The following is a 26,139-nucleotide window of genomic DNA, read 5'->3' as shown; positions in this document are numbered from 1 at the left end:
TCTCTCTTAATCGATAGAGTATTAACTTTTGCGTTTTTATCGACTGTGCAGCACTGCACTTATGGCTTGCTGCAGCTTTTCACTGTTTGCTAGCAATTGGTCTGAGCCGTCTTCTCTGCCATCGAGCAAACGGTCGATTAAACAAGTAATTAACACTTACCATAACGATAGTCTAAAGCGACTTTTGCCGCTATTTGTGGCGGCAAAAGTGGATTACCCGCCACAAAAAATCACCTTGTTAGCCAGCAAGCACTCGCGAAGATTAGAGTTATGGGCCGATTCTGGAGAGGGATATAAGTACATTCATACTTATTGGATACGCCATGCAAGCGGAACCGCGGGCCCAAAATTACGTGAAGGTGATTTACAGGTCCCAGAAGGTATCTATGAAATTGAAGCCCTAAACCCTAACAGCAAATTTCATTTATCGATGAAACTTAACTACCCTAATAGCTTTGATTTAGCCATGGCCAAAAAAGAGCAACGCCATCAACCCGGTTCCAATATATTTATTCACGGTAAAACATCCTCGGTCGGCTGTTTAGCTATGGGGGATCAAGCTATAGAAGATTTGTTTGTATTGGTTGAGCGCATTGGTCCGGGCAACAGCCAAGTTGTTATTGCCCCACATGACCCTAGACTATTACCGCTTTTCCCGGTACCAGATCATCTCCCAGAGTGGACCGCTGAGCTATATCAACAAATTCAACAACAATTTGAACAATTTAAGTAATGCGTTAGGCTAGAGGAAAGTAATAACAAACAGTGGGAGAAGCTGTAAATGCCAATCGTGCATATTCGCTCCTTAGCCTTACCCAACGCCATTGATATGCCTAGCCTACTAAACAAGCTAGCCAATGCTTTTGCCCAACAAGCCAAAATTCAACTGGAGCATATCAGCATAGAATGGAATTACATTCAGCCGGGTCACTACTTTGTAAACCAACAAGTTCATCACCAGCAACAAGCTAATCAGCCGCCGCTTATGGTTGAGCTGCTTATCCCTGATGTACATAGCGATAAGCGCCAACAACAACTAATTAGCGTTTTAGCTAAGGTAATCCATCAACATAGCCATATCGCCTTAGATAACATTTTTGTCTCTTTGAGGGTCGCTCAATCAGGCAGCATTTTTGATAACGGGCGCATTGTCACTTGGCCTAAGAAAGGTTAACCAGGGTGAGTATTCCCATACTCACGCGGTAAGCGAATAGTAAAACCCAAACCTTGAGGTTCAGCATTAAAGGTTTCTACGCTACCTAACAGGTGTTGATGAACCAAGTTGTATACTTGATTTAGGCCTAAGCCCACATTTCCAGAACTACGGCCGGTGGTATAAAAGGGATTGAAAATAAGGTTTATATCTTCATTAGAAACGCCGCTGCCATTATCTTGATAGTTGATTTCTACCATTTCTTGGTTAGATTCAATATCTACCTTTACATGCGGATAGCTATGGCTGGCAAAACCATGTTGAATGGAGTTGTCAATAAGGCAAGACAACACCAGCTCTAGCGCCCGTTGGTTGACTAACATACTTGGGTTACTACCAGAGACGGTAAGCTGTATATGTAAATCGGTAAAAGGCTGTAAAAACATCTGTAACTGCTGCTCCAGCCACGTTTTTAAATTAAGTCGTTGTAGACTAGAGTCAATATCACTGCCCGCCAGTGCTTTAAAGGTATTTACCAATGCCGCAGAGCGTTGCAAACTACTCTCTAATAATTTTCCACCTTCAACTCCTTGCTGGAGCATACTTTCAAGCTCAGTACGCGCCAAGGTGCCGTTTTTAAGTTGTAGTTCAATGGTTTGATAATTATTGATTAACTGTGATGCTGCTGTTATACCCACACCCAAAGGCGTATTAAGTTCATGGGCCATGCCCGCAACTAAGCCCCCCAGCGCCGCCATCTTCTCTTTTTCTACAAGCTCAAGCTGAGTATCGTTTAATTTCGCTAAAGTATGCTGCAAGGTAGAGTTAGTCTGCTCTAACTCCTGAGTTCGCTCTGCTACCCGTTGCTCTAACTGTTCTTGGTCTCGGATAACCTTCTCAGCCATGCTTTCAAGTAATCCACCAACCTGATTAAACTCATCGTAGGCTAGCGACGGTACTTTTGTATCGTAACGGCCCTTCGAATAGTTACTCACCAAGTGACTTAAATGCTCCAAAGGTTCAATAATCCGTCGCGTCATCGCCACCGCGATAATAGCCACCAGAACAAACACCACCAATAGAACGATCACCACATTTGATTGTCGTTCCACCAACAGTCCCCACAGAGAACGACTTTGCGCACTTAATGACAGCGAGAGAGGCTCTGCCATATTAGCTAAATCCAAATCGACATCGATATAAAAGCGTCGCTTAGGTTGCTCGCCTTTGGTTCCTTTAAACAATAAACGTTGCGAGTGGAATAACTCTAAAGACCCTTGATGAGAGATCCGCGAGGCAGCTTCTCGCCATATTGACTGCATCGGCAAAAAAACCACCAAAGCACCGACTTGCTGGCTATCTTCAATAGCATTCAAATTCTTCTGTAACAGCGGCTGCATCAATAACAAACCCGAATCACTATCTATACCATCAATGTTCGCAACCAGTTGAGCAAACTCCGAATCTTGATAAACTTCGATTAGTGCTTCTTTATTACCTTGTTTAACCTGTTGGTTTAAACGTTGAATTGCCGCGTAATGCACCTGTAAATCTAATATCTCCGCCTGAAGCGGCGCACCTTCAATAATTTGCCCCTCTAAATCAACAATATAAATAGCCGAAGCCCAGCTATTTTGCTGCAGTACTTCACTAATTAGCTGGTTAGAATGGAAGCCAAAAATGGCAGAGGTAGGAGTAAGCACCACGTCATTAACTTGCGCAAGACTATGTAAATCGAGCAATAACTGCCTTACTTGATATTGAATGCTTTGCGCAATATTGTTGGCTTTAAGATACAAAGTTTGCGTAACTGCTTGCTGATCCTGTGCCGAGATTTGCTTCAGAAGAAAAGAGCCAATCAAAATACTGGGCAATAAAGCCCCTAATAATATACTAAGCGCTAAAGTGGTTCTAAGCTGGTTAGCCTTTATCATCATTACTTTTGGGTCTGCCTATAATCTCTCTCAGCAAATTGCTGCATATATTCGCTGGCTTTAGCTGCATCTAATACCCCTTTGCTAAACAATTCAAAGCCTTTACGCAAGCCTAACCATGCACTAGCTTGAGCGGCCTCTGCCGACATAGGAACAGCCTGATCTAACTGAGCTAACATCGCGGCTTCATTAGGGTTTGATTGTTGTTTTACTTGATTCAGCAAATTTGTATTTACTGGCAAAAATCGTGCTTCTTGATATAAACGGCGCTGCACCGCTTCGCTTTGTAAAAACCTACTAAGATCTTGCAACGCTTCTGCCTTTTCTGACGCTAAACTATTGTTAGGAAATATCAATACTAGGCTTGAAGAAAGTGGCTTAAATGCGCGACTACCAATGTTCGGAATTAAGGCAATGCCTAAATCATCTCCTAGGTGTTGCTCAAAGTCAGCCACTGCCCATTCGCCATTAATTGCGTAAGCTACCTTACCCTCGATAAAGTCTTTGTAGCCGCAATCATAAGTACATTCAGCACTGACTAAACTACGTTTGGCTAAACTCTTATAAAAATTTAACGCATCTTGCATAGCTGTTTCTTCAAGCGTTATTTGCTTTCCTCGTGTCATTCTACCACCGAAGGTATTGTAGAACCCTGCAAACCAGTACATCTCAGAGTAATTCCAGCCAATAGTTGCAATACCAAGCTTATCAAAGTGTTTTTTTTGCTCTAATAATTGTTGCCAAGACTTAGCCGGTTGGTCAACTAAACGACGGTTATAAAAAAGCATGAGGTGGTTTCCCTGCAAAATAGGGATCCCGTGTAACTGTTCGTCGATGGTCGCAGTATGCAGCAAAGTACTACTAGTGTATGGGTCGATTAACTCTTCTGGAACGGCCGACAACTTCGCTTGCTCTGCAATGCCAATAATATCGGAAGGGGCAAAAACGATATCTGCTGCAGAGCCTTGCAACACTGACTTAATAAGGGCAGGTTTTAAGCTTTCGGAAGTTATTTGATAAAGGCTTACTTGATGCTGACTTTGTGCTGAAAACTCATCCATCAAGCTTTGAAAAATCGCCTTCCCTTGCTCTCTATAATAAAGAAAGCTTAATTGCTCAGCCTTAGCATTTGCCGTCACTATCACTATCAATAGCAGCAAAACTCGCATGCAACCCCCTCCATCATCTACCTTGTTTTCAGTGTAGTTCAAAAGTACTAAGTTGCGCTTAAAACGCGTTTAGTATTCGGGAGATAGCATGCATTTAAGCCATTGAATTTTTATAAATAAGGTCTACGCTACACGATATTCAGATACCATTGCAGCTCCGTGCTTCAGCGGCTCGCTCATCCAGCTTGGTAGATCATCAATATCAAGGTTATCCAAGAGGTTTTTTAACTCTAAACCTAGCTCAGTATCACCTTCAATCTTTAAGCGACGCTGAAAAAACAGTGTATCGGGGTCTTCTTGACGCCCCATCATCAGCACAAAGTCATTGAGCTCACCAGAGAAACTCACATCAACTTGCGGTGCGTTGGCTTGCACTTTTAAACGCTCATCATCAAAAGTGATATACCAGCTCGCGGCTAAATCACTCACGGTAAGTTTTAACCAACGCTGTTCTAAAAAATCTAAATCACCCTCTTCAATCGCTTCTGAAAAACTTAATGCCAGTGCTTTTTCCATGGCCTTGCCTTGCAGCACAAAGGGACACATTTTAACTGGCAAACTTAACAAACGTGGCATGTCTTTGACTAAAGATTGTTTTAAGCGAGTAAGCACTAAAGACCTCATAAAATTAACAAATAAAGCTAGGGTCTGTTGATCTTTGCTGATGGTTTTTGCAGCAATTTATTAGCCATTTAGGCAAGGCAGTGAGTGTGCAGTTAAGTGGGCTTAATAATCACTCGCTAACGCTGAATAAATGGCTAAGAAATACTGCCCGAAGGGTTCGGATAAGCGAACTTTACTCTTTGTTAAGCACTTCTTGCTTAGCCCACTAGGCTTCTAAGTGCCCGCCGCGATTAAAGCCCGCTTATCTCGAACAAAATTTCAACACCAAAGATCAACAGACCCTAGTAAGTGACTCAGTTTACGCAGTTTTCCCTTGCGCAAAGCTGCGCTGAGTCAATATCCCATCTAACTAAGCCCAGTAGAATGACAAAAAATCTCGAGTAGAGGGAAATATGGAATTACTTTGCCCAGCAGGCTCTTTGCCTGCAGTTAAAGCGGCGGTGGATCATGGTGCCGATGCCATCTATATTGGCTTTAAAGATGCCACTAATGCCCGTCATTTTGCTGGTCTCAATTTTGACGGGAAAAAGCTCGATAAAGCAGTAGATTATTTAAAAAAACACCAACGTCAATTACACATAGCAATCAATACCTTTGCTCACCCAGACCAGCATCAATTATGGTATTCAGCCATCGACAGAGCGGTAGCAATTGGTGCAGATGTGGTTATTTTGGCTGATATTGCTTTGTTAGAGTACGCCAAAAACACCTACCCAGATTTAACCGTTCATTTATCGGTTCAAGCTTCTGCCACCAATGCTTCAGCAATCGCATTTTATCAGCGAAACTTTAATGTTAAGCGAGTGGTATTACCGCGCGTTCTCTCTATTCATCAAGTTAAACAATTGTCTCGAGCTTGCCCTGATATGGAACTAGAAGTATTTGCCTTTGGTAGCTTATGCGTAATGGCTGAAGGGCGCTGCTACTTATCGTCTTATCTTACTGGAGAGTCCCCCAACACCGTAGGTGCTTGTTCACCCGCCTCATTTGTTCGCTGGCAAGAAACTGAACAAGGCTTGGAATCTCGTTTAAACGATATACTCATCGACCGCTATGGCCCCAGTGAAACAGCTGGTTACCCGACACTATGTAAAGGCCGTTTTGATGTTGATGGGCAACGCTATCACGCGCTCGAAGAACCTACGAGTTTAAATACCCTTGAATTACTGCCCGAATTATTTGCCGCCAATATTTCTGCGGTAAAAATTGAAGGTCGCCAACGCAGTCCAGCCTACGTTGCTCAAGTCACCCAAGTATGGCGCGAAGCGATTGATAGCTATCAAGCGCAGCCGGAACAGTACACCGCTAAACAACAATGGATGGGGCAACTCGCTAAATTGTCAGAAGGTAGCCAAACTACATTGGGTGCTTATCACAAAGCTTGGCAATAACTATAGGTAGATTATGAAGTACTCACTTGGGCCAATCTTGTATTATTGGCCAAACCAACAAATTGAAGAGTTTTACCATTTAGCCAAAGCCAGCAGTGCCGACATTGTTTATTTGGGCGAAACGGTGTGCAGTAAGCGCAGAAACATGAAGGCGCAAGATTGGATAGACCTAGGGCAACAATTGTCTCAAGCAGGCAAGCAAGTGGTTATTTCCACTATGGCTTTGCTAGAGGCACCCTCAGAGATCCGTAACTTAAAAAAACTCATCGACAATGGTGATTTTACCATTGAAGCCAACGACTTTAGTGCGGTAGAAGAAGCCCATAAAGCGAAACTGCCTTTTGTGTGCGGCCCAGCAATTAATATATATAACGCTTATGCCCTTAAAGTATTGCTCGACCAAGGCATGCAACGCTGGGTAATGCCAGTGGAGCTGTCTCGTGATTGGCTGCAAAAGCTGAGTAATGAATGTTTAGAGATGGGCATAAGAGAGCGTTTTGAAATAGAAGTATTTGCTTATGGTCACCTACCACTTGCCTACTCAGCTCGCTGCTTCACTGCCCAATCAGAAGGCAAAAGTAAAGACAACTGCGAAACCTGTTGTATTAACTATCCAACAGGCCGAGTGGTAAATAGTCAAGAAGGTCAGCCATTGTTTGTACTAAATGGTATTCAAACGCTTTCTGGTGAATGCTACAACTTAATTAATGACCAACAAAGCATGAAAGGGCTGGTTGATATTGTAAGAATAAGCCCTTTAGGTGAAGAGAGTATTGAACACTTAGAGGCATTTCGCTTGAGAAGTAACACTAACGAGCATTTTCCAACGCCCGATAGTGTGAATGGATATTGGCATCAAATTGCTGGCATTCGCCAGCAAGATTAACTTAACTTGCGAGAGCCAACTAAATCTGGCTCTCGTAACGATTTAGTTCAAACAAAGCCAAACGGTGCTCAACAAAGTCATATACGTTATTGGCCAGTGAAAGCTTAAAGTAACTACTGGCTAATTGTGGGTCGCCAGCACGCTGCGCTAACTTCGCCATATAGAAATACGCTTCACATAGTCGCTCAGCCAAGGCGCGGTTATCCCCTTGCACATCCATAGTGGTAGCTAGGAAAGTTTGTTGGTCAATCTCGCCAGCGTATAAACGCACAATCTGCCAACCCCAATCTTCATTGCGGTAGGTTTTTAAAGCTTCAACCAGCTCATTCTGGGCTTCGGGCTCACCCGCCTCTAGCTGAATAAGATAACGCCACAGCACTCGGTATGGGTCGTTAGGCGCTTGGTCGGCATAATGATTTACATCGGCCATAGCAAGCTGCGGCTTGTTGGCGTAATTAAGCGCTATACCACGGTAGAAATAAGCAAAGCTATAATCCGGCGCCAGTTCAACGGCGGAGTCAAAGGCTTCAAAAGCGCTATCGAATTCTTCCGCTAGGGTGAAATACACACCCAAAAAGTTGTAGGCTTCAACAAAATCTGGCTTTAACTGAATTGCTCGATTAAAGTCAAAACGCGCTAAAGCGCGCAAGCCTACTCGGTCAAAAACAATGCCGCGCTCATAATACAATTGCGCCATTTGCTCTTGATTGTACTCACCAGAGTTAAGCATTTGCCCAAGGCGAGCCAAAGCAACTTCGGATTGATAATTAACTTGCAGAGGTTTTGCCAACACCACGGTTTGTGGAGCTTGACTCGAAGTGCTAGCACAAGCGCTAAGGTAACCAAACGTTACTAACATGCACCCTGTGCGCAAGGCTTTTATTAACATATCACTTCCATTTTTCTTCTAGCTTGAGCCAAAGCAAGGCTTACCTTGGCTCATCATTGTTATTAACCCTAACAAGAGTGCTGGCTTAGGGAAACCTAAACTTAGCATTATCGATAAAATTCTTATTTTGAGTGGGTATCTAGTTCAGCAAAGGACTTAACCAAATCATCCAAGGCTTTAATTTGAGTAAGAAATGGTTCTAACTTAGATAAAGGCAAGGCACTTGGACCATCACACTGCGCGTTATCTGGATCAGGATGAGCTTCCAAGAACAAGCCCGCAAGGCCAGTTGCCATGCCAGCCTTTGCTAACTCACCAACTTGCTCACGGCGGCCACCCGATGCAGCACCCAGTGGATCACGGCATTGCAGAGCATGAGTTACATCAAAAATAACCGGTGAACCTTTGCTTACTTTTTTCATGGTGCCAAAACCTAAGGTATCTACCACAAGGTTATCGTAACCAAAGTTACTACCACGCTCACATAAGATGATTTTTTCGTTGCCACATTCTGCAAACTTATCAACGATATTGCCCATTTGCGAAGGGCTTAAAAACTGAGGTTTCTTAACGTTAATTACCGCACCGGTTTTTGCCATTGCTTCCACTAAGTCAGTTTGGCGCGCCAAAAATGCAGGTAGCTGAATAACATCGGCAACTTCTGCCACGGGTGCAGCTTGCGCAACTTCATGCACATCGGTGATAACCGGAATTGAGAACTGTTGTTTAATCTCTTCTAATAAACGCAGGCCCTGCTCCATGCCTGGACCACGATAAGAATGAATAGAAGAGCGATTGGCTTTATCAAAAGACGCTTTAAAAACGTAGGGAATGCCTAGCTTGTTGGTCACTTCTACAAAGTGCTCGGCAATGCGCATTGCCAAATCACGAGATTCCAATACATTCATACCAGCGAATAAGGTAAATGGCGCATCGTTAGCCACATTTATTTTGCCGATATTAACGATTTTTTGCTGCATGCTTTTCCTCTTAATGCAAAATTGCAGGCTGCGAGTCCATCGAGTGGATCTGCACCTTTAGTATCTTCGATAAGGGGTCATCGGGACACTGTTCAATAAAATATTCAAAGTCGTTAATTGCCACGTTGTTGCAATCTAACTGTTGATAAATAAAACCACGGTCGCGCATTTCATGCGGGTCACCAGGCTTTAAGCGTAGTAATACTTGAGAAACCCGCAACGCTATTTCAAAGTCATCTTCACGTAAACAAGCACTCTTAAGCTCTGCCAACCAACGCTCGGTCATTTGTGCGGAAGAAATAGGTTCTAAGTCATCTTGTGATAAACGAGCCAGATTACCTTTGTGACCTCGATGAATAACTTCGAGTTGAGCTAAGCTGCACTCTTCACCATTACAGGCATCAAAATAAACAAAGCGCTGCGACATTTTAAACACGAGGATAGTTTGGGCGGGAAATGCAATAGCATGACATTCAATATCTAACTTGCGAGCAAAGTAATGCAATAACATCGCAAGGCTGGTTGCATTGCCGCAACGTCGACTAAGCGACTCACCAATCAATAAATTTTTACTGTGATAGTATGCTTGCCAATCACTGGTAAAGCCGAGATCAACATAAAACAGCTTTTTAAGCTGTTCAAAGCGCAGCTCAACCTTCTCTTCAAGAGGGTTAAGTTTGAGCCAATCTAACCATAGTCGATGCAAGGTTTTACGCACCAGCACCATAGGCTGCCCAGAGATTTCTTCTTCAATACCTAAAATTCGAAAAATCACTCAAGCTTTTCCTTTACAATCTTGTACTAACAACACACCTCGTGTATTGCCTTATTCTTTAATACGGCCACCGGTAACCCGATCCATACCGCCATAGTCTTGCTCGGTAAACACCTCAACAAACCCCTTGGCAGTGAGCAGCTGTTGTACTGCATCCTTTTGGTCGAAACCGTGCTCTAGCAATAGCCAACCACCGGCTTTTAAATAGCTTGGTGCCTGACTCACAATATGGTCGATATCGGCTAAGCCATGCTGCTCTGCCGTTAATGCTGAGCTTGGCTCAAAGCGCACATCGCCCTGCGACAAATGCGGGTCAGCCGGATCGATATAAGGCGGATTACTCACCACTAAGTCAAACGTTTGCCCAACAAAAGGGCTAAACCACGATCCTTGTTTAACCTGAACCCGTGATAAACCTAACTCACTCGCATTGTACTTCGCCAAGTTTACTGCATCTTCGTGCAAGTCGCTGGCAAATACTTCCGCTTTTGGAAGTTCGCTAGCTAAAGCCAGCGCTATTGCTCCAGTGCCGGTTCCTAGGTCAACTATATGGGTATCGGCGTGGTTAAGCACTTTCTTTAGTGCTTGCTCAACTAAAACTTCAGTATCTGGGCGCGGGATCAAAGTTGCAGGAGACACTTTTAATGATAAAGACCAAAACTCTCGCTCACCAATAATGTAAGCCACCGGCTCACCCGCCACACGTTTAGTCACTAGCGCTTGGTAAAGCTGCCATTGTTCTGCACTTAAGGCCCTTTCGGGCCAAGTGAGCAAATAGGTTTGGTTGCATTGCAATACATGTTGCAGAATAACCTTAGCATCAACCTTGGGCGATTCACCACCTGCAAGTTGCTGCTTAGCCCAATGCTGAGCCTCGACAATGCTGGGCAACTTAGCCTTCACCTTCTGCTAAGGCGGCAAGTTGGTCGGCTTGGTATTCTTGCAAGATTGGATCAAGCAAGGCCAGTAACTCACCTTCAAGGATGTCGTTTAAGCGGTACAAGGTTAAGTTGATGCGATGGTCGCTCACGCGCCCTTGTGGGTAATTATAGGTACGAATACGCTCACTACGGTCACCACTGGCTACCAACTCGCGGCGCATACCAGTTTCTTCTGCGCGGCGTTTTTCGTCTTCTGCAGCTTGTAAACGAGATGACAATACCGACATCGCTTTAGCGCGGTTTTTATGTTGCGAACGCTCTTCCTGACACTCAACCACTACGCCACTTGGAATGTGGGTAATACGAATTGCAGAATCAGTTTTGTTTACGTGCTGACCACCCGCGCCCGATGCACGGAAGGTATCAACCCGTAAATCACCCGGATTAATTTCAATTTGTTCGGCTTCTGGAATTTCTGGCATCACGACCACAGTACACGCCGAAGTATGAATACGTCCTTGCGACTCAGTTTCAGGTACTCGTTGTACACGGTGACCACCTGATTCAAACTTCATCAAACGGTATACGTCTTCACCGTCAATTTTAGCAATAAGCTCTTTATAGCCGCCTTGCTCACTCTCGTTACACGACATAATAGTCATTCGCCAACCTTGGCTCTCAGAGAACTTGCTATACATTCTGAATAGGTTACCTGCAAAAATGGCAGCTTCATCGCCTCCTGCACCGGCACGGATTTCTAAGAAAACACTGCGCGAATCGTTAGGGTCACGAGGTAACAATAAAAGCTGAAGCTCTTCTGATAAGGTCTCCATGCTTTGTTTAGCTTCGTCAATTTCCATCTCAGCCATTTCACGCATTTCAGGATCATCGTCCTGTAGCATTTCATTTGCTGACTCTAAATTCTCTTGAGCTTGTTGGTAGGCAGTAAAACAATTTACTACTTCTTCAAGCTGAGAGTATTCCTTGGTTAATCCGCGAAACTTGTCTTGGTCAGAAATAATGTCTGGCTCGCCCAGCAAAACCTGAACTTCTTGATAACGCTCTTGCAAGGTTTCAAGTTTGGATAAAATTGACGCTTTCATGCTTTCTCTCTGTTAAACGCAACACTTCGCTTGCTAACGCTAGCAACGAAGTATCGACCACAATCGGGTTATTTTCTAAGGCCAATGGCCTCTCGTATTACCGCAAGCTCTTCAAATCGGCCATCTCGACCAGCTTTATTAATGGCTTCGGTAGGAGCGTGAATAAGTTTGTTGGTAAGCTGAAACGCAGTTTCGCGGATCACCGTGGCGGGATCTTTACCATTTGCCAAAGACTCAAGGGCCTTTTCAACAGCAGCGTCGCGAACGCGCTCGCTATGGCTACGATAATCTCGAATGGTGGTGACCGACTCCAAAGAGCGTAACCAGCCCATAAAGTCTTCACTTTGCGTTTCTACTATAAACTCAGCTTGTTCAGCTGCTTCTTGGCGTGATGCAATGTTTTGTTCAACAATTCCTTGCAAATCATCCACCGTGTAAAGGTAAGCATCGCGCAGCTCACCTACTTGTTCTTCTATATCTCGTGGCACTGCAATATCAACCAAAAACATCGGTTGAAAGCGGCGTTTTTTAAGTGCGGTTTCAACCATGCCTTTACCAATAATCGGTAACGGGCTAGCGGTAGAGCTAATTACAATGTCTGACTCGGCCAAATGATTAGGTATTTCGTTTAGGGTTATCACTTCAGCGCCAAAACGGTCGGCCAAAGTTTTAGCCCGCGACACGGTGCGGTTAGCCACCATTAGTTTGTTTACGCCTTGGTCTACAAGGTGTTTAGCAACCAGTTCTATGGTTTCACCAGCTCCCACTAACAATACCTTTGAGTGAGTTAAATCATCGAAAATTTGTTTGGCTAAACTTACCGCGGCAAAAGCCACCGACACCGCGTTTACTCCAATATCGGTATCTGTTCGCACTTGCTTAGCAACAGAAAACGCGCGTTGGAAAAAACGTTCCAATACACTCCCCACAGACCCCGCTTCGCGTGACTCAGTATAGGCTTGTTTTATTTGCCCCAGAATTTGCGGCTCGCCTAAAATCAACGAGTCCAAACCACTTGCTACCCTCATCAGATGAGCCACAGCTTGCTGCTGTTGGTATTTATAAAGGCAAGGTAATACTTCTTGCTGATTTAAGCCCTTATAGCTAATCAACCATTGCACAACATCATCGCAACTTACTTCACCTAAGTTACAATAAAGCTCGGTACGATTACAGGTTGATACGATCACCATCTCTACGCCAAGCTGAGTACTAGCATGGCTTAAAGCCTGGTTAACCTGTTCTGGACTAAACGCGACTTTTTCACGCAGGCCAACGGGAGCCGATTTGTGATTGATTCCTAAGACTTGCAGAGTCATCGTAGTGGGGCTTTGTTGCGCCTTTTCCTAATGGGGTAAAAAAGCAAATTGTACGGGAATATAGGGCTAAATAAAAGAAACTCGCACGTTAAGCCGCGCCTGATTAGCTAATATTTATCGCCTAAAGCGACACATCTTTGCTTTTAAGCAATTTACAGCCGCTACCTTGAACTTTTATACTGCAAAAAAACAATCGGAATTGCTGTGCGTCATCTAGCTGCTCTATTCATTTTGGTACTTGGCCTAAGCGCATGTACCTCTCCTCCGCCCATTACTACGCAAAACAGTGAATGGGGCCAGCACTTAAGCGAACTTCAACAGATAAAAAATTGGCAGCTAAGCGGCAAGATAGCCTTTATTAATGACAATGAAAGGCAAGCCGCCAACCTATTCTGGCAACAAAACAACAATAAAAGTGTGCTGCGTATTAATGGGCCACTTGGCATGCAAGGTATCGAGTTGCACTACCAACCAGGCAAAGTATGGGTAAAAACCAAAGATGAAGAGTACCAAGGCAGCGATGCGCAATTGTTGGTATACCGTTTAACAGGTTGGCAAGTACCGGTAGAACAACTTCCCTCTTGGTTGCTTGGCATTCCAACTCAAAATGATTACCAGCTTAATGCTCAAAACCGTTTAGCCGAATTCACCACTAAAGAGCAATGGAAGATTGATTACTTAAACTATGGGCAATATAACCAACATACCCTGCCCCGTCAGCTAACACTTCGCTCGGCCGACAACCTACTAAAATTAAATATTCACAAGTGGCAAATTAATGACTCAACACCCCATTAGCGGCCCATGGCTCTCACCAGCCAAGTTAAACCTGTTTCTATACATCACAGGTCAGCGCGACAATGGCTACCATGATTTACAAACCCTGTTTCAATTTATTGACTGTTGTGACCAGCTTTATTTTCAGCTAACAGACGATGGCGTAATTAATTTACAAAGCCAACTAGATTTCCCAGCCGAAGATAACTTAATTGTAAAAGCTGCGCGTTTGCTACAGCAACACTGCGCTATTAGCCAAGGCGCGAATATTAAACTAGACAAACAACTACCAATGGGTGGCGGTATTGGCGGTGGCTCTTCAAATGCTGCAACGGCCTTATTAGTGCTAAACCGCGTATGGCAATGCGATTTGAGCTTAACCGAGTTAGCCCAGCTAGGTTTGCAACTTGGCGCCGATGTGCCTATTTTTATTCATGGCCATAGTGCATTTGCCGAAGGTGTAGGAGAACAAGTTAAAGCAGTAGACATTGATGAACCTTGGTATGTTGTTTTGCATCCCGAGGTGCATGTTTCTACGCAAAGTGTATTTGGCCACCCAGAGTTGCCAAGAAATACGCCTAAAAGAACATGGCAGCAGCTTTTGAACGATAATTGGCAAAATGATTGCCAAGAAATTGTGGCTAAAGTTTATCCGGAGGTTGCACAAGCTCTTAGCTGGTTGGTAGAATACGCGCCGTCGAGGATGACAGGAACAGGTTCATGTGTTTTTGCCGCCTTTGCAACAGAGCGTGAAGCCTTGTCAGTGCTGAATCAACGCCCTAAAAATATTTCTGGTTTTGTGTGTAAAGCCTGTAACCAGTCGCCGCTTCATCGGCAATTGGCTAACGAAAAAACACTCGTAAACACAGCAGGTTTTTAAGAAATTTCATTCTTTCAAACTTAAAAAACGTAACGCTCTTTTGACCCGATAAATCTGAGGTTTCCATCGTGCCAGACATGAAACTCTTCGCCGGTAACGCCACGCCCGAACTTGCCCAGCGTATTGCTGACCGCCTCTATACCACCCTAGGTGATATATCTGTAGGTAGATTCAGTGATGGCGAGATTAGTGTACAAATCAATGAAAACGTTCGTGGTGGAGACATTTTTGTTGTCCAATCCACTTGCGCTCCAACTAACGACAACGTGATGGAGCTGATTGTTATCGTTGATGCTCTACGTCGTGCCTCTGCGGGTCGTATTACTGCAGTAATTCCTTACTTTGGCTACGCTCGTCAAGATCGTCGCCCGCGCAGTGCGCGTGTGCCAATTACAGCAAAAGTAGTGGCCGATTTCCTATCAAGTGTAGGTGTTGACCGTGTACTAACTGTTGACCTTCATGCGGAGCAAATCCAAGGCTTTTTCGACGTACCTGTTGATAATGCATTTGGTAGCCCAGTATTGCTACAAGACATGCTTGACAGAAACTTGGAATCGCCAGTTGTAGTATCACCCGACATCGGCGGTGTGGTGCGTGCTCGCGCAGTAGCTAAAATGTTAAACGACAGCGATTTAGCAATTATCGACAAACGTCGTCCTCGCGCAAACGTGGCTCAAGTTATGAACATTATTGGTGATGTTGATGGCCGTGACTGTATCATGGTTGATGATATGATTGATACTGGCGGAACACTTTGTCAGGCAGCTGCAGCACTTAAAGCAAAAGGTGCTAAACGTGTGTTTGCTTACGCTACTCACCCAGTATTTTCTGGAAATGCTGCAAACAACATTACCGAATCAGCATTAGACGAAGTAATTATTACAGACTCTATTCCGCTTAGTGAAGAAATGCGTAACGTTGAGAAGGTTCGTCAACTATCTCTAGCGCCAATGCTTGCTGAAGCTATTCGTCGCGTAAGCAACGAAGAATCTATTTCTGCAATGTTTTAAACAACATTGGCAAAGATAAATAAAAAGCGAACCAAGTGGTTCGCTTTTTTGTTTAATGCACATTATTTATAAATAACTCGAGCAAATGACTACACTTAAAGCTAGCGTGAAAATTCGGCTTTTGGCGAATATGCTCGTTATATTGCAAGTTACAAGGTCCTACCACAAACACTTCAAAAGATTCTATCACTCTCAAACGCCCTGTATTAGCTCTAGCAATTTTTTAGCGCATATCATTTCTCATTAACCAACATTTAAAACAATATGCAAGTGCTTGAAATAGCCTCTCATCTCGTTTTATACCAATGATCACTCTGCTATTTTAATTAATAGCTCTAAGTTCTTGTAAATAAGGATTTTAAGACTAGTCTAACCATGGCAATGATCTTCAGCAGCAGTCAACCAATGGACTAATGGTAGATATTGTATAAAATAACAATTAAACACCCGCAGAATAAAAGCAATAGACAGACTTAGTTCAACTCTGTCTTAGACAAAAACAACAATTAAGATGTATGGATACTCTTTTATTTAACAGCTTCAAATCAGGAAGATAATTTCGTTATGACAGAAACTCTTGTACCACCATTGCTCTCGTTTACGATTGCTATCTCACTTCTTTTTGTCGGTAAAGGCTTCATTGAGCGTTCAGCCGTGCTGCAAAAATATTCCTTACCAGAACCTGTCATTGGAGGTTTTGTATGCGCAGCAACTGTCGCAGCACTTTATTATCTGTTTGATATTCAAATAACATTTAGCTTAGATGTAAGAGATTTTTTGCTCCTCTATTTCTTTGCCGGTATTGGTTTACAAGCCGACTTTAAAACGCTGATAAATGGTGGGCGACCACTCTTCATTTTGCTCTGTTTAGCCGCCAGCTTCATTGTAATTCAAAATTTGGTTGGCATGGCGGTCGCCTCTGGATTTGGAATGGACGCAAAAGCAGGCCTGTTATCTGGCTCAGTGAGTTTAATTGGTGGAGTAGGTACAACCTTAGCTTGGGCACCAACGTTTATAGAAGAATTCGGGATCAGTAATGCACTTGAACTAGGTGTTGCTTCCAACACGGTAGGCTTAATTGCAGCCTGTGTTATCGGCGGACCTATAGCCAATTACTTATTGGCAAAACACCGTATAGCTCCGTCTAATGAGAATGACGTGACCATTGGCTCTTTTCATGAAAGTGAAGAACGTGTTGAATTGAGCCATTATGGAGTGCTTTGGGCATGGCTTTGGCTCAACGTTACACTCATGCTTGGATATAGCGTAAGTGAAGCTATTGAGGCAATTGGTTTGAAACTCCCCATGTTTGTTAGTTGTCTTATTGCCGGTATTTTGGTCGGTAACATTGGTCGCGCACTGTTTTCTAAACGTCGTACACAAATAAAAATTGAGCAAGGTCGCAAAGGCTTAGCGATGATCTCGAACATTTGCCTAGGTATGTTTTTAACAATGGCACTGATGGGACTTCGCATTTGGGATTTAGATGGCTTATTTACCTACATCTCTGTGATTATGGCTATACAGATCCTAGTCTCTTTATTATTTACAGTACTGGTTGTTTATTACCTTATGGGGCGTAATTATGACGCTGTTGTTGTGTGTTCTGGCTTTGGAGGAATCACACTAGGTTCAACGGCAACAGCTATTGTGAATATGACCGCTGTAACCAATCGCTATGGCGCCAGCCCTCAGGCTTTCATCGTTGTGCCATTAGTATGTGGCTTCTTTGTTGATCTAATTAATGCTTTAGTGATTAGTTACTTTGTAGGAATGTAAATTGAGGGACACTGTTTGGTTAAACTCTGTTTATTATTTTATAGTAAAACTATCAACTCGAGGCTGTTTCTAAACAGCTTCAAGCTATAAACATCTTTACGATCTGATCGCTTAAGGTAATTAACTAAGCGTTCAGATCGTGGGATATAAAAAATCCCAATTAGTAGCAAATCACAAGGCTTGAGCTAACTGAGGCGCAATTGCCTTGGAACAACCGATGTTGTGACTCAAACTTGCTGTTCCAATGATCACAACCTTAAATAAAGCAAAGCTAAACCACATCTGAAAACGTTGGTGATTAGAGCCAACGCAAACCAAGACTAGCTTCCTCACTAGCCAAACAGTACAAAATCGCTTATGAGGAAATACACCATTATTAATAACTTAACACTCATACAGTTATCCTGAACAATCATCTAGCCCGCATTGCTAGTAAGCCCTGAACGCTTTGTAACCAAATCGCCACAAATAAGTCACCCAACTGACATGTCTAGATAAGCTAACTGTCACATTACAAGCCTAAGTTATTGTTCAAAACAACGGCAGGATCCTGTAATGAACAATCAAGTAATCACAGTCAAGCAGCTGAACAAACACTTTGAAAACAACCACGCCCTTAAAAGCGTAGATTTAAGTGTTCAGCAAGGTGAAATGGTGGCATTACTTGGGCCGTCAGGCTCAGGAAAATCAACTCTATTACGCCACTTAAATGGCTTGGTTAGCAGTGACAAAAACAGCAAAGGCTACATCGAAGTTCTTGGCATGCCAGTGCAACGTGACGGCAAGTTTTGTAACACTGTGCGTAAAAGCCGCAGCCAAACAGGTTACATCTTCCAGCAGTTTAATCTGGTTTCACGCCTTAGCGTTTTGCAAAATGTTTTGATTGGCGCACTAAGCGCAACTCCTAGCTGGCGTAGTCTTACTGGCCGTTTTACTTTTGAGCAAAAGCGCCAAGCCTTAGCGGCCTTAAAACGCGTAGGCCTTGAGCAATTTGCTTTACAGCGCGTTTCAACACTATCTGGCGGACAACAACAACGCGTAGCGATTGCTCGCGCCTTAATGCAACGCGCCAAGATCATTTTAGCCGATGAGCCGATTGCTTCCTTAGATCCAGAGTCGTCGCGCATCGTGATGGAAATACTCACCGACATCAATAAACAAGAAGGCATCGCAGTAGTGGTGACCTTACACCAAGTTGACTACGCCAAACGTTATTGCCCACGTGTTGTGGCGCTAAAACTTGGCGAAGTATTTTACGACGGACCTAGCGAGCAATTAAACGAAGCCAAACTTGCAGCGTTATACGGCTCGCAAGCTCAACTAACAACCACCGAAAACCAAGACCAAGCAGTACCACAACTTTGGCCACAGATGGCCTAAACCCAACTAACAAGGAGATAGATGGCATGTTAAAGCTAATCAAGCAGACAGCCTTTGCAACCGCAGTTGTTGCGACAGCGTTAAGTTCAACCATGGTTTCAGCTGCTGAAAAAGCGATGGACACCATCAACTTTGGGATTATTTCTACTGAGTCTCAGCAAAACTTAAAAACCACTTGGACACCGTTTTTAAAAGCGATGGAAGAGAAAACCGGTTACAAGGTAAAAGCATTTTTTGCTCCAGATTACGCAGGCATCATTCAAGGCATGCGTTTCGATAAAGTAGACGTAGCTTGGTATGGCAACAAATCAGCCATGGAAGCAGTAGACCGCGCCGGTGGCGAAATCTTCGCCCAAACCGTTGATGCTACAGGTAACCCTGGCTACTGGAGTGTATTAGTTACGCATAAAGATAGCCCGCTTAACAGCCTTGAAGATGTTATCGCCAAACGTGCTGACCTTACTTTTGGTAACGGCGATCCAAACTCAACCTCTGGCTTCTTAGTACCTTCGTACTACGTGTTTGCGCAAAACAACATTTCAGTGTCTGACTTCAAACGCAGCATGAACTCTGGCCACGAAGCGAACGCTTTAGCCGCTGCAGCGAAACAAGTAGATGTAGCAACCGGCAACACCGAAAACATGGACCGCTTAAAAATTACTGCACCTAAAAAGTTTGAGCAGTTAAAAGTTATTTGGAAGTCACCACTTATTCCTTCAGACCCAATTGTATGGCGTAAAAACCTACCAGAAAGTGTGAAAGGCGAAGTATATGACTTCTTCATGGAGTACGGCACCACTGGTGATGCTCAAGAACTAGCAGTATTAGAAGCGTTACAGTGGGCCCCGTTCAAAGCCTCTAGCGATTTGCAACTACTACCTATTCGTCAATTGGTACTGTTCAAAAACCGCATTGTTACTGAAAACGACACCAAGTTGTCGAAAGCCGAAAAAGCCGCTGAGCTAGCAGTAATTGACGCCCAACTTGCTGATTTAAATCGCCAGCAAAGCGCCATTACCGCAATGGCCCAATAGCGAACGATAAGCTGGGTGCAAACCCAGCTTTTCTTTAGGCTACTTATCTAGACATGTTGAGAACCTTAAATGACTACCGAAGCCGCAATTCTTAACCAAAACTCCAAACCATCTTGGTTAAGCCTACTTTTTTGGGCCATCGCCATCGCCGGTTTAACTTGGAGCTGGCAAGGCGCCGAAATTGCCCCGATGAAGATCTATAACGATGCTGGCAACATGGCCGAGTTAGCCAGTGATTTCTTTCCACCAGATTTTACCGACATTAATTACTACCTCGAAGAAATGTTAGTGACCCTGCACATCGCCATTTGGGGCACCATTTTCTCAATCTTTTTATCAGTTCCTTTTGGTTTGATGTGTGCCGAAAACATGGTTCCAGCTTGGGTATATCAGCCTATGCGTCGACTAATGGATGCAGCCAGAGCAATTAACGAAATGGTATTTGCCATGCTGTTTGTGGTTACCGTTGGCTTAGGCCCCTTTGCTGGTGTAATGGCCTTGTTTATCCATACCACGGGCGTGCTGGCTAAATTGTTTTCGGAAGCTGTAGAAGCCATCGATCCCGGCCAAGTAGAAGGGGTAAGAGCTACTGGCGCAAACAAGCTGGAAGAAATTGTTTATGGAGTCATTCCGCAAGTACTGCCACTGTGGATTTCATTTTCCTTATACCGCTTCGAATCGAATGTTCGCTCGGCCACCGTTGTAGGCATGGTAGGCGCTGGCGGCATTGGGGTAATTCTGTGGGAAAGTATTCGCGGCTTTATGTTTCCCCAAACCTGCGCAGTGATGATCATCATTGTCGTCACCGTAAGTCTGCTCGACTTTATCTCTCAACGCGTTAGAAAACTGTTTATTTAAGCGAGCTTAAGATGCCCCGTTACCAAGAAATCGCGCTAAGCCTAGAAAAAGAAATTAGCCACGCTTACCAAGCAGGCCAATACTTGCCGCCCGAGCAACGCTTGGCAGAACGCTACCAAGTAAATCGCCACACCTTGCGTCGCGCCATCGACGAACTCGTGCTTAAAGGTTGGTTACTGCGCCAGCAAGGTAAAGGGGTAATGGTATTAAGCAAACCGGTTCGCTACCCACTTCATGCCGGATCCAAGTTTACCGACAACTTGCTAAATGCCGGAGCAAAACCGATTAGCCGAGTACTAAGCTTTGGCCGCGCCAACGCCAATCAGCAGGTGGCTAAAGGATTAAACATTGAATTAGCCAGCCCCATTTTGCAGCTCAAAACATTGCGTTTCATCGACCAAATGCCCATTAGCATTGTTTTTCACCACTTGCGCATGGGCGAGCATGAAAATCACTTAAGCCAATATCAGCAGGGCTCACTGCACGGTTTTTTACAACAGCATTGCCAGCTTGAATTACGCCGACACCACACGGTAGTGGGTGCGCAAATGGCTAATCGAGAAGACTGCGCCTGTTTGCAAATTGATGGCAGCACGCCCTTGTTAACCCTACAAACGGTTAACGTAGACCAGCAGCAACAGCCTTTCGAATTTTCAATCTCCCATATTAGAGCCGAGCTCGTAGAGCTAAGCTTGGAGCACCCCCAATGACTACCCAACAATCTACCCAAACGGCAGATGTAGCCGCGCGCCAACACTGGATGGCAGTATTAGCCAAGGCTTCTTATCAAGACTTATCTAGTCGCTGGCAACAGCTAAAGCTAGATCCAGAATGTGAAATTATTCGCCAACCAGAGATCGGTTTAGCCAAATTGCAAGGCCGGGTCGGTGGCAATGGCGAACGCTTTAACTTAGGTGATACCACCATCACTCGCGCTGCTGTGCGCTTAAGCGATGGCACCTTAGGCTACGGCTATTTACGTGGACGGGCCAAACAACACGCCCTGCTTTCAGCCTTAATTGATGCCTTAATGCAAAACGGCGAGCATGCGCCCAGTTTACACGAAGCGGTGATTCAGCCTTTGGCTGAGCAACAACAAGCTGAACAAGCAAAAACTGCCGCTCAAGCAGCAGAATCAAAAGTAGATTTCTTCACTGTGGTTCGAGGAGAAGACTAATGCAAACAATTGAAGCAGGCTTTCCAAACAGCGTACACAACGCTCAACAGTGTTTTAGACAAATACTCAAAGCGCTTAGTGAACCAGGCAGCCAAATAACACTTGAACACCACTTAGGTTTTGCGCCGCTTAATGCCGCTGCTAGCCAAGTTATTATGAGTTTATGTGACCAGCAAACTGCGCTTTACCTAAGCGCTGCTTTAGCAAAAAACTCAGAACAGCCAATTGAACAAGCCTTACACAACTTAGCCTTTCATAACGGCCTTAGCCCGGCGCCCATTAATCATGCCGATTTTGTTGTAGTTGACGCCCAAGAAGAGCTGGATTTAAGCCAGCTAAAAGCCGGTACAGATTCCAGCCCAGAACAAAGCGCAACCGTGTTAATTCAAACCAACAGTTTGCGCACCGGGCCAGTCTTTCAACTATCTGGGCCAGGCATCAAACATAAGCTTGACCTGCAGTTAGGCGAGCTAAGCACCAGCTTAGTTGATTACCTGCTAAAGCCGAGCCACCGCTTTCCACTGGGTCTCGATTTTATGTTTTGTCATCAACAATCACTGGTGGCGATTAGTCGCACCACTAAGCTGGAGTTACGCTAATGTATGTAGCAGTAAAAGGTGGCGAAAAAGCCATTGCCGCAGCCCATAAACTGCAAGCTAAACGTCGCCGCGGCGACATCAATGTTGCCGAGCTTAGCGTTGAGCAAATAAGCCAACAACTTAGCTTAGCGGTAGAGCGAGTTATGACCGAAGGCGGCATTTTTGACCGTGAGTTGGCGGCCCTGGCAATCAAACAAGCCAGCGGTGACCAAATAGAAGCCATTTTTTTACTTCGCGCCTATCGCACTACGTTACCGCTGTTAGCCACTTGTCTCCCTTTAAACACCGGCAACATGCAGGTACAACGGCGAATTTCGGCCACCTATAAAGATTTACCGGGCGGGCAGCAGTTAGGCCCAACCTACGACTATAGCCACCGCCTATTAGATTTCAGCTTATTGGCCGAGCAACAAGCGGAGCAAGGTCAACCAAACCAACACTCAATCTCGCAACCAACCCCAAGCGAAGATGAAGCCTTAACTAGCAACAAGCAGCAAGCGTTTAGCAAGGTGTTTTCGTTGCTAGAACAACAAGGTTTAGCCGAGCCTGAATCAGACAGTGGCGCAGAACCCGCCGACATTACTCAGCAAGCCATTAGTTACCCTTGCTCACGGGCTGCGCGTTTACAACAACTAAGCCGCGGCGACGAAGGTTTTTTACTCTCTATGGCCTACTCCACCCAACGTGGATATGGGCGTAACCACCCCTTTGCTGGCGAGATTCGTAGCGGCGAAGTAGCCATCGAAATCTGCCCAGAAGAGTTGGGATTTGAGGTTGAAATAGGCAGCATTACCCTCACCGAATGTGAAATGATAAATGGCTTTGTTAGCCCACAAGATAAAGACGCTCACTTCACCCGAGGTTATGGCTTAGCCTTTGGCTTTAGCGAACGCAAAGCTATGGCGGTTGCCCTACTCGATCGCTCATTGCAAACCGAGCGCTATAACGAGCCAGTAAGCAGCCCTGCGCAAGATGAAGAGTTTGTGCTAGCCCATGCCGACAACGTAGAAGCCGCCGGCTTTGTTTCTCACCTTAAATTGCCCCATTACGTCGACTTCCAATCGGAACTTGAACTGCTACGAAAAATGCGCCAGCAAGGAGCCAGCCATGACCAGCTTTAGCCAACAGGCTACTGCACTAGATGATAGTAGCCAGCAATACAATTTTGCTTACTTAGACGAGCAAACCAAACGGATGATCCGCCGCGCAATCTTAAAAGGTGTCGCCATTCCTGGTTATCAAGTTCCCTTTGGTGGACGCGAAATGCCAATGCCTTACGGCTGGGGAACCGGCGGCATTATGCTTAGTGCCTCGATTCTCGGCCAGCAAGACGTACTTAAAGTGATTGACCAAGGCGCCGACGACACTACCAATGCGGTATCTATTCGTCACTTTTTCAGCAAAGTTTGCGACATTGCCACTACCGAAAAAACCGAACAAGCCAGTGTTATTCAAACCCGCCACCGCATTCCAGAACAAGCCCTAAGCAATAACCAAATTCTGGTTTTTCAGGTGCCTATTCCCGAGCCGCTGCGCTTTATTGAACCGCGTGAAACCGAGACCCAAAAAATGCACGCTTTGGAAGAATATGGATCGATGCAGGTAAAACTGTACGAAGACATTGTGAAGTATGGCTACATCGCCACCAGCTACGCTTATCCGGTAACGGTGCATGGGCGCTACCTTATGGACCCATCGCCAATTCCTAAATTCGACAATCCAAAGCTACATCAATCGGAAGCCTTAATGATTTTTGGCGCTGGGCGAGAAAAACGCATTTACTGCATTCCTCCCTACACCGATGTGCACAGCCTCGATTTCGACGACCACCCCTTTAGCATTCAGCAGTGGGATGAGCCTTGCAGCCTATGTGGTAGCCACGACACCTTTCTTGATGAAGTGCTGATCGACGACCAAGGGCAACGCATGTTCATTTGCTCAGACACCGACTACTGCCAAAAGCAACAAGCCGCGCAACTAGGAGCTGAACATGACTCAGTTAGCTAAGCAACTTGAAGAACCTCGCGCAAACGCCGCGAACCAAGCCGAGCCTGCCCTACTCCAAGCCCAAAACTTGAGCATGCTGTACGCGCCAGGCAAAGGCTTTGAAGACGTGAACTTAAGCCTTTATCCCGGAGAAGTGTTGGCCATTGTGGGTGAATCGGGCTCTGGTAAAACGACCTTGCTCAAAACCTTATCGGGTCGCCTTGCTCCACAAACCGGTAGCATTAGTTTTCAAAGCGATAGCAACACTGCAGAGCTATACCAAATTAGTGAAGCGGAACGTCGCAGCTTAATCAGACAAAACTTTGGCATTGTGCATCAACACCCACTAGATGGGCTTCGCCCAAGGGTGTCGGCGGGCGGCAACATTGGCGAGCGTTTAATGGAAAACGGTTGGCGCAATTACGCCGAGATCCGCCAGCAAGCACTCACTTGGCTAAAAGCGGTAGAAATAGATCAAAGCCGAATTGACGACATGCCTCTTACCTTCTCCGGCGGCATGCAGCAACGCCTGCAAATCGCGCGCAATTTGGTTACTCATCCGCGTTTGGTATTTATGGACGAACCTACTGGCGGCTTAGATGTATCGGTGCAAGCGCGTTTATTAGATTTAATTCGTAATCTCGTCACCGAACTGCAACTCGCAGTGGTTATTGTTACTCACGACCTAGCGGTAGCAAGGTTGTTGGCGCACCGAATCATGGTGATGAAGCAAGGCCAAGTGGTAGAAAGCGGCCTTACCGACCGAGTATTGGATGACCCTAGTCACCCCTACACGCAATTGTTGGTTTCATCGGTTCTTCAACAATAAACGCCTAGCTTACAAGGATTCATCATGAAACCCGTCATGATCGCTAAAAACATCAACAAAACCTTTGTATTACACAATCAAGGGGCTGCGCGTTTACCAGTTTTACGCCAGCAAAATCTAGAGATTTTTGCCGGAGAGTGTGTGGTGCTTAACGGCAGCTCAGGCTCTGGTAAATCTAGCCTATTACGTTCCCTTTATGGCAACTATCAAGTTGATGAAGGTGAACTGCTGATTAGCCAAGGTGAGCAGTGGCTAGATTTAGCTACCGCTCAAGCAAGAGAAATTATTGCGTTACGCCGCAATACCATTGGTTGGGTAAGCCAGTTTTTAAGGGTTATTCCACGTTTATCGGCCTTAGATATCGTAATGCAACCGATGTTAGAAAATGGCATTAGCGATAGCCAAGCCAAAGCTAAAGCCGAAACCTTATTAAGCCACCTAAACGTGCCTGAGCGCTTATGGAGTCTAGCACCCGCGACCTTCTCTGGTGGCGAACAACAACGGGTCAACATTGCCCGCGGTTTCGCCCTCGATTACCCAATATTGTTGCTAGACGAACCAACCGCCTCACTAGACAAACACAACGCCCAGCAAGTGGTTGAATTAATATTGGCCGCCAAGCAACACGGCGCAGCCATTGTTGGCATATTTCACGATGTTTGGGTGCGCGATTTAGTCGCAGACCGCTTACACAACATGCAACAAGCAGCACAATTAGCAGGATAG

General features: G+C 45.0%; 27 protein-coding genes. 18 read left to right on the top strand and 9 right to left on the bottom strand.

Annotated elements, in window-relative coordinates:
* The first annotated feature begins 184 nt into the window (after window positions 1–184).
* Both K5L93_RS16960 and K5L93_RS16955 read left to right on the top strand, forming a co-directional pair.
* Window positions 185–733 carry a L,D-transpeptidase family protein gene (locus K5L93_RS16960; protein WP_220720887.1) on the top strand — a complete coding sequence of 183 codons (549 nt, stop codon included), beginning with the start codon at window positions 185–187 and terminating at the stop codon, window positions 731–733.
* 48 nt (window positions 734–781) lie between these two features.
* On the top strand, window positions 782–1,174 hold the full coding sequence (locus K5L93_RS16955; RefSeq protein WP_220720886.1) for a hypothetical protein: 393 nt from the start codon (window positions 782–784) through the stop codon (window positions 1,172–1,174).
* Here K5L93_RS16955 and K5L93_RS16950 read toward each other — a convergent pair.
* From K5L93_RS16950 to ubiT, 3 genes are all read right to left on the bottom strand, one after another.
* On the bottom strand, window positions 1,171–3,090 hold the full coding sequence (locus tag K5L93_RS16950) for a sensor histidine kinase (RefSeq protein ID WP_220720885.1): 1,920 nt from the start codon (window positions 3,088–3,090) through the stop codon (window positions 1,171–1,173). The two genes, K5L93_RS16955 and K5L93_RS16950, sit on opposite strands and share 4 nt — an antisense overlap.
* Window positions 3,090–4,256, bottom strand: coding sequence for a sugar ABC transporter substrate-binding protein (locus K5L93_RS16945; protein WP_220720884.1), 1,167 nt, complete (start codon window positions 4,254–4,256; stop codon window positions 3,090–3,092). The genes K5L93_RS16950 and K5L93_RS16945 overlap by 1 nt, the downstream gene beginning before the upstream one ends.
* A 123-nt stretch (window positions 4,257–4,379) precedes the next feature.
* Entirely contained in the window at window positions 4,380–4,868 is a 489-nt protein-coding gene (ubiT, locus tag K5L93_RS16940) for a ubiquinone anaerobic biosynthesis accessory factor UbiT (RefSeq protein ID WP_220720883.1), read from the bottom strand.
* 404 nt (window positions 4,869–5,272) lie between these two features.
* On the opposite strand from ubiT, the gene ubiU reads away from it, so the two are divergent.
* Window positions 5,273–6,271, top strand: coding sequence for a ubiquinone anaerobic biosynthesis protein UbiU (ubiU, locus tag K5L93_RS16935; protein ID WP_220720882.1), 999 nt, complete (start codon window positions 5,273–5,275; stop codon window positions 6,269–6,271).
* Between the two features lie 13 nt (window positions 6,272–6,284).
* Entirely contained in the window at window positions 6,285–7,157 is an 873-nt protein-coding gene (locus K5L93_RS16930; RefSeq protein ID WP_220720881.1) for a U32 family peptidase, read from the top strand.
* Window positions 7,158–7,176: 19 nt separating this feature from the next.
* On the opposite strand, the gene nlpI is transcribed toward K5L93_RS16930, so the two are convergent.
* From nlpI to hemA, 6 genes are all read right to left on the bottom strand, one after another.
* Window positions 7,177–8,046 carry a lipoprotein NlpI gene (gene nlpI / locus K5L93_RS16925; RefSeq protein WP_220720880.1) on the bottom strand — a complete coding sequence of 290 codons (870 nt, stop codon included), beginning with the start codon at window positions 8,044–8,046 and terminating at the stop codon, window positions 7,177–7,179.
* Window positions 8,047–8,168: 122 nt separating this feature from the next.
* Window positions 8,169–9,026, bottom strand: a complete 858-nt coding sequence (gene kdsA / locus K5L93_RS16920) for a 3-deoxy-8-phosphooctulonate synthase (RefSeq protein ID WP_220720879.1) — start codon at window positions 9,024–9,026, stop codon at window positions 8,169–8,171.
* Window positions 9,027–9,036: 10 nt separating this feature from the next.
* Window positions 9,037–9,801, bottom strand: a complete 765-nt coding sequence (locus K5L93_RS16915) for a SirB1 family protein (RefSeq protein ID WP_220720878.1) — start codon at window positions 9,799–9,801, stop codon at window positions 9,037–9,039.
* A gap of 51 nt (window positions 9,802–9,852) precedes the next feature.
* Window positions 9,853–10,692 carry a peptide chain release factor N(5)-glutamine methyltransferase gene (gene prmC / locus K5L93_RS16910; RefSeq protein WP_246615076.1) on the bottom strand — a complete coding sequence of 280 codons (840 nt, stop codon included), beginning with the start codon at window positions 10,690–10,692 and terminating at the stop codon, window positions 9,853–9,855.
* A gap of 1 nt (window position 10,693) precedes the next feature.
* Window positions 10,694–11,785, bottom strand: a complete 1,092-nt coding sequence (gene prfA / locus K5L93_RS16905; protein WP_220720877.1) for a peptide chain release factor 1 — start codon at window positions 11,783–11,785, stop codon at window positions 10,694–10,696.
* Between the two features lie 68 nt (window positions 11,786–11,853).
* Window positions 11,854–13,104 carry a glutamyl-tRNA reductase gene (hemA, locus tag K5L93_RS16900; RefSeq protein ID WP_220720876.1) on the bottom strand — a complete coding sequence of 417 codons (1,251 nt, stop codon included), beginning with the start codon at window positions 13,102–13,104 and terminating at the stop codon, window positions 11,854–11,856.
* A gap of 204 nt (window positions 13,105–13,308) precedes the next feature.
* Here hemA and lolB point away from each other — a divergent pair, with 204 nt between their 5' ends.
* The 14 genes from lolB (at window position 13,309) to phnL (ending at window position 26,139) form a co-directional block, all read left to right on the top strand.
* On the top strand, window positions 13,309–13,902 hold the full coding sequence (gene lolB, locus K5L93_RS16895; protein ID WP_220720875.1) for a lipoprotein insertase outer membrane protein LolB: 594 nt from the start codon (window positions 13,309–13,311) through the stop codon (window positions 13,900–13,902).
* On the top strand, window positions 13,883–14,761 hold the full coding sequence (ispE, locus tag K5L93_RS16890; protein WP_220720874.1) for a 4-(cytidine 5'-diphospho)-2-C-methyl-D-erythritol kinase: 879 nt from the start codon (window positions 13,883–13,885) through the stop codon (window positions 14,759–14,761). Before lolB ends, ispE begins: the two co-directional genes overlap by 20 nt.
* Before the next feature lie 68 nt (window positions 14,762–14,829).
* Window positions 14,830–15,771, top strand: coding sequence for a ribose-phosphate pyrophosphokinase (locus tag K5L93_RS16885; protein ID WP_220720873.1), 942 nt, complete (start codon window positions 14,830–14,832; stop codon window positions 15,769–15,771).
* 564 nt (window positions 15,772–16,335) lie between these two features.
* Window positions 16,336–17,550 (top strand): sodium/glutamate symporter, encoded by a 1,215-nt coding sequence (gene gltS / locus K5L93_RS16880; RefSeq protein WP_220720872.1) that lies wholly within the window; start codon window positions 16,336–16,338, stop codon window positions 17,548–17,550.
* A 555-nt stretch (window positions 17,551–18,105) separates the two neighbouring features.
* Entirely contained in the window at window positions 18,106–18,930 is an 825-nt protein-coding gene (gene phnC / locus K5L93_RS16875) for a phosphonate ABC transporter ATP-binding protein (protein ID WP_137672766.1), read from the top strand.
* Window positions 18,931–18,956: 26 nt separating this feature from the next.
* The gene (phnD, locus tag K5L93_RS16870) at window positions 18,957–19,964 is read left to right on the top strand and encodes a phosphonate ABC transporter substrate-binding protein (protein ID WP_220720871.1); all 1,008 of its coding nucleotides are present in this window, start codon (window positions 18,957–18,959) and stop codon (window positions 19,962–19,964) included.
* Between the two features lie 69 nt (window positions 19,965–20,033).
* Window positions 20,034–20,822: a phosphonate ABC transporter, permease protein PhnE gene (phnE, locus tag K5L93_RS16865; RefSeq protein WP_016401278.1), complete on the top strand. Its 789-nt coding sequence runs from the start codon at window positions 20,034–20,036 to the stop codon at window positions 20,820–20,822.
* A gap of 11 nt (window positions 20,823–20,833) precedes the next feature.
* Window positions 20,834–21,532, top strand: coding sequence for a phosphonate metabolism transcriptional regulator PhnF (gene phnF / locus K5L93_RS16860; RefSeq protein WP_220720870.1), 699 nt, complete (start codon window positions 20,834–20,836; stop codon window positions 21,530–21,532).
* Window positions 21,529–21,999 (top strand): phosphonate C-P lyase system protein PhnG, encoded by a 471-nt coding sequence (phnG, locus tag K5L93_RS16855; RefSeq protein WP_220720869.1) that lies wholly within the window; start codon window positions 21,529–21,531, stop codon window positions 21,997–21,999. The genes phnF and phnG overlap by 4 nt, the downstream gene beginning before the upstream one ends.
* Window positions 21,999–22,598, top strand: a complete 600-nt coding sequence (phnH, locus tag K5L93_RS16850; RefSeq protein ID WP_220720868.1) for a phosphonate C-P lyase system protein PhnH — start codon at window positions 21,999–22,001, stop codon at window positions 22,596–22,598. Before phnG ends, phnH begins: the two co-directional genes overlap by 1 nt.
* Window positions 22,598–23,719: a carbon-phosphorus lyase complex subunit gene (locus tag K5L93_RS16845; RefSeq protein ID WP_220720867.1), complete on the top strand. Its 1,122-nt coding sequence runs from the start codon at window positions 22,598–22,600 to the stop codon at window positions 23,717–23,719. The genes phnH and K5L93_RS16845 overlap by 1 nt, the downstream gene beginning before the upstream one ends.
* The gene (locus tag K5L93_RS16840; protein ID WP_220720866.1) at window positions 23,706–24,605 is read left to right on the top strand and encodes an alpha-D-ribose 1-methylphosphonate 5-phosphate C-P-lyase PhnJ; all 900 of its coding nucleotides are present in this window, start codon (window positions 23,706–23,708) and stop codon (window positions 24,603–24,605) included. The genes K5L93_RS16845 and K5L93_RS16840 overlap by 14 nt, the downstream gene beginning before the upstream one ends.
* Window positions 24,589–25,413 carry a phosphonate C-P lyase system protein PhnK gene (gene phnK / locus K5L93_RS16835; protein WP_220720865.1) on the top strand — a complete coding sequence of 275 codons (825 nt, stop codon included), beginning with the start codon at window positions 24,589–24,591 and terminating at the stop codon, window positions 25,411–25,413. The genes K5L93_RS16840 and phnK overlap by 17 nt, the downstream gene beginning before the upstream one ends.
* A 24-nt stretch (window positions 25,414–25,437) precedes the next feature.
* Window positions 25,438–26,139, top strand: coding sequence for a phosphonate C-P lyase system protein PhnL (gene phnL / locus K5L93_RS16830; RefSeq protein ID WP_220720864.1), 702 nt, complete (start codon window positions 25,438–25,440; stop codon window positions 26,137–26,139).

The sequence above is a fragment of the Agarivorans litoreus genome, from assembly GCF_019649015.1.
Classification (GTDB): domain Bacteria; phylum Pseudomonadota; class Gammaproteobacteria; order Enterobacterales; family Celerinatantimonadaceae; genus Agarivorans; species Agarivorans litoreus.
Note: the sequence above shows the minus strand (reverse complement) of the source record. Positions and strands in the feature narration are given on the sequence as shown.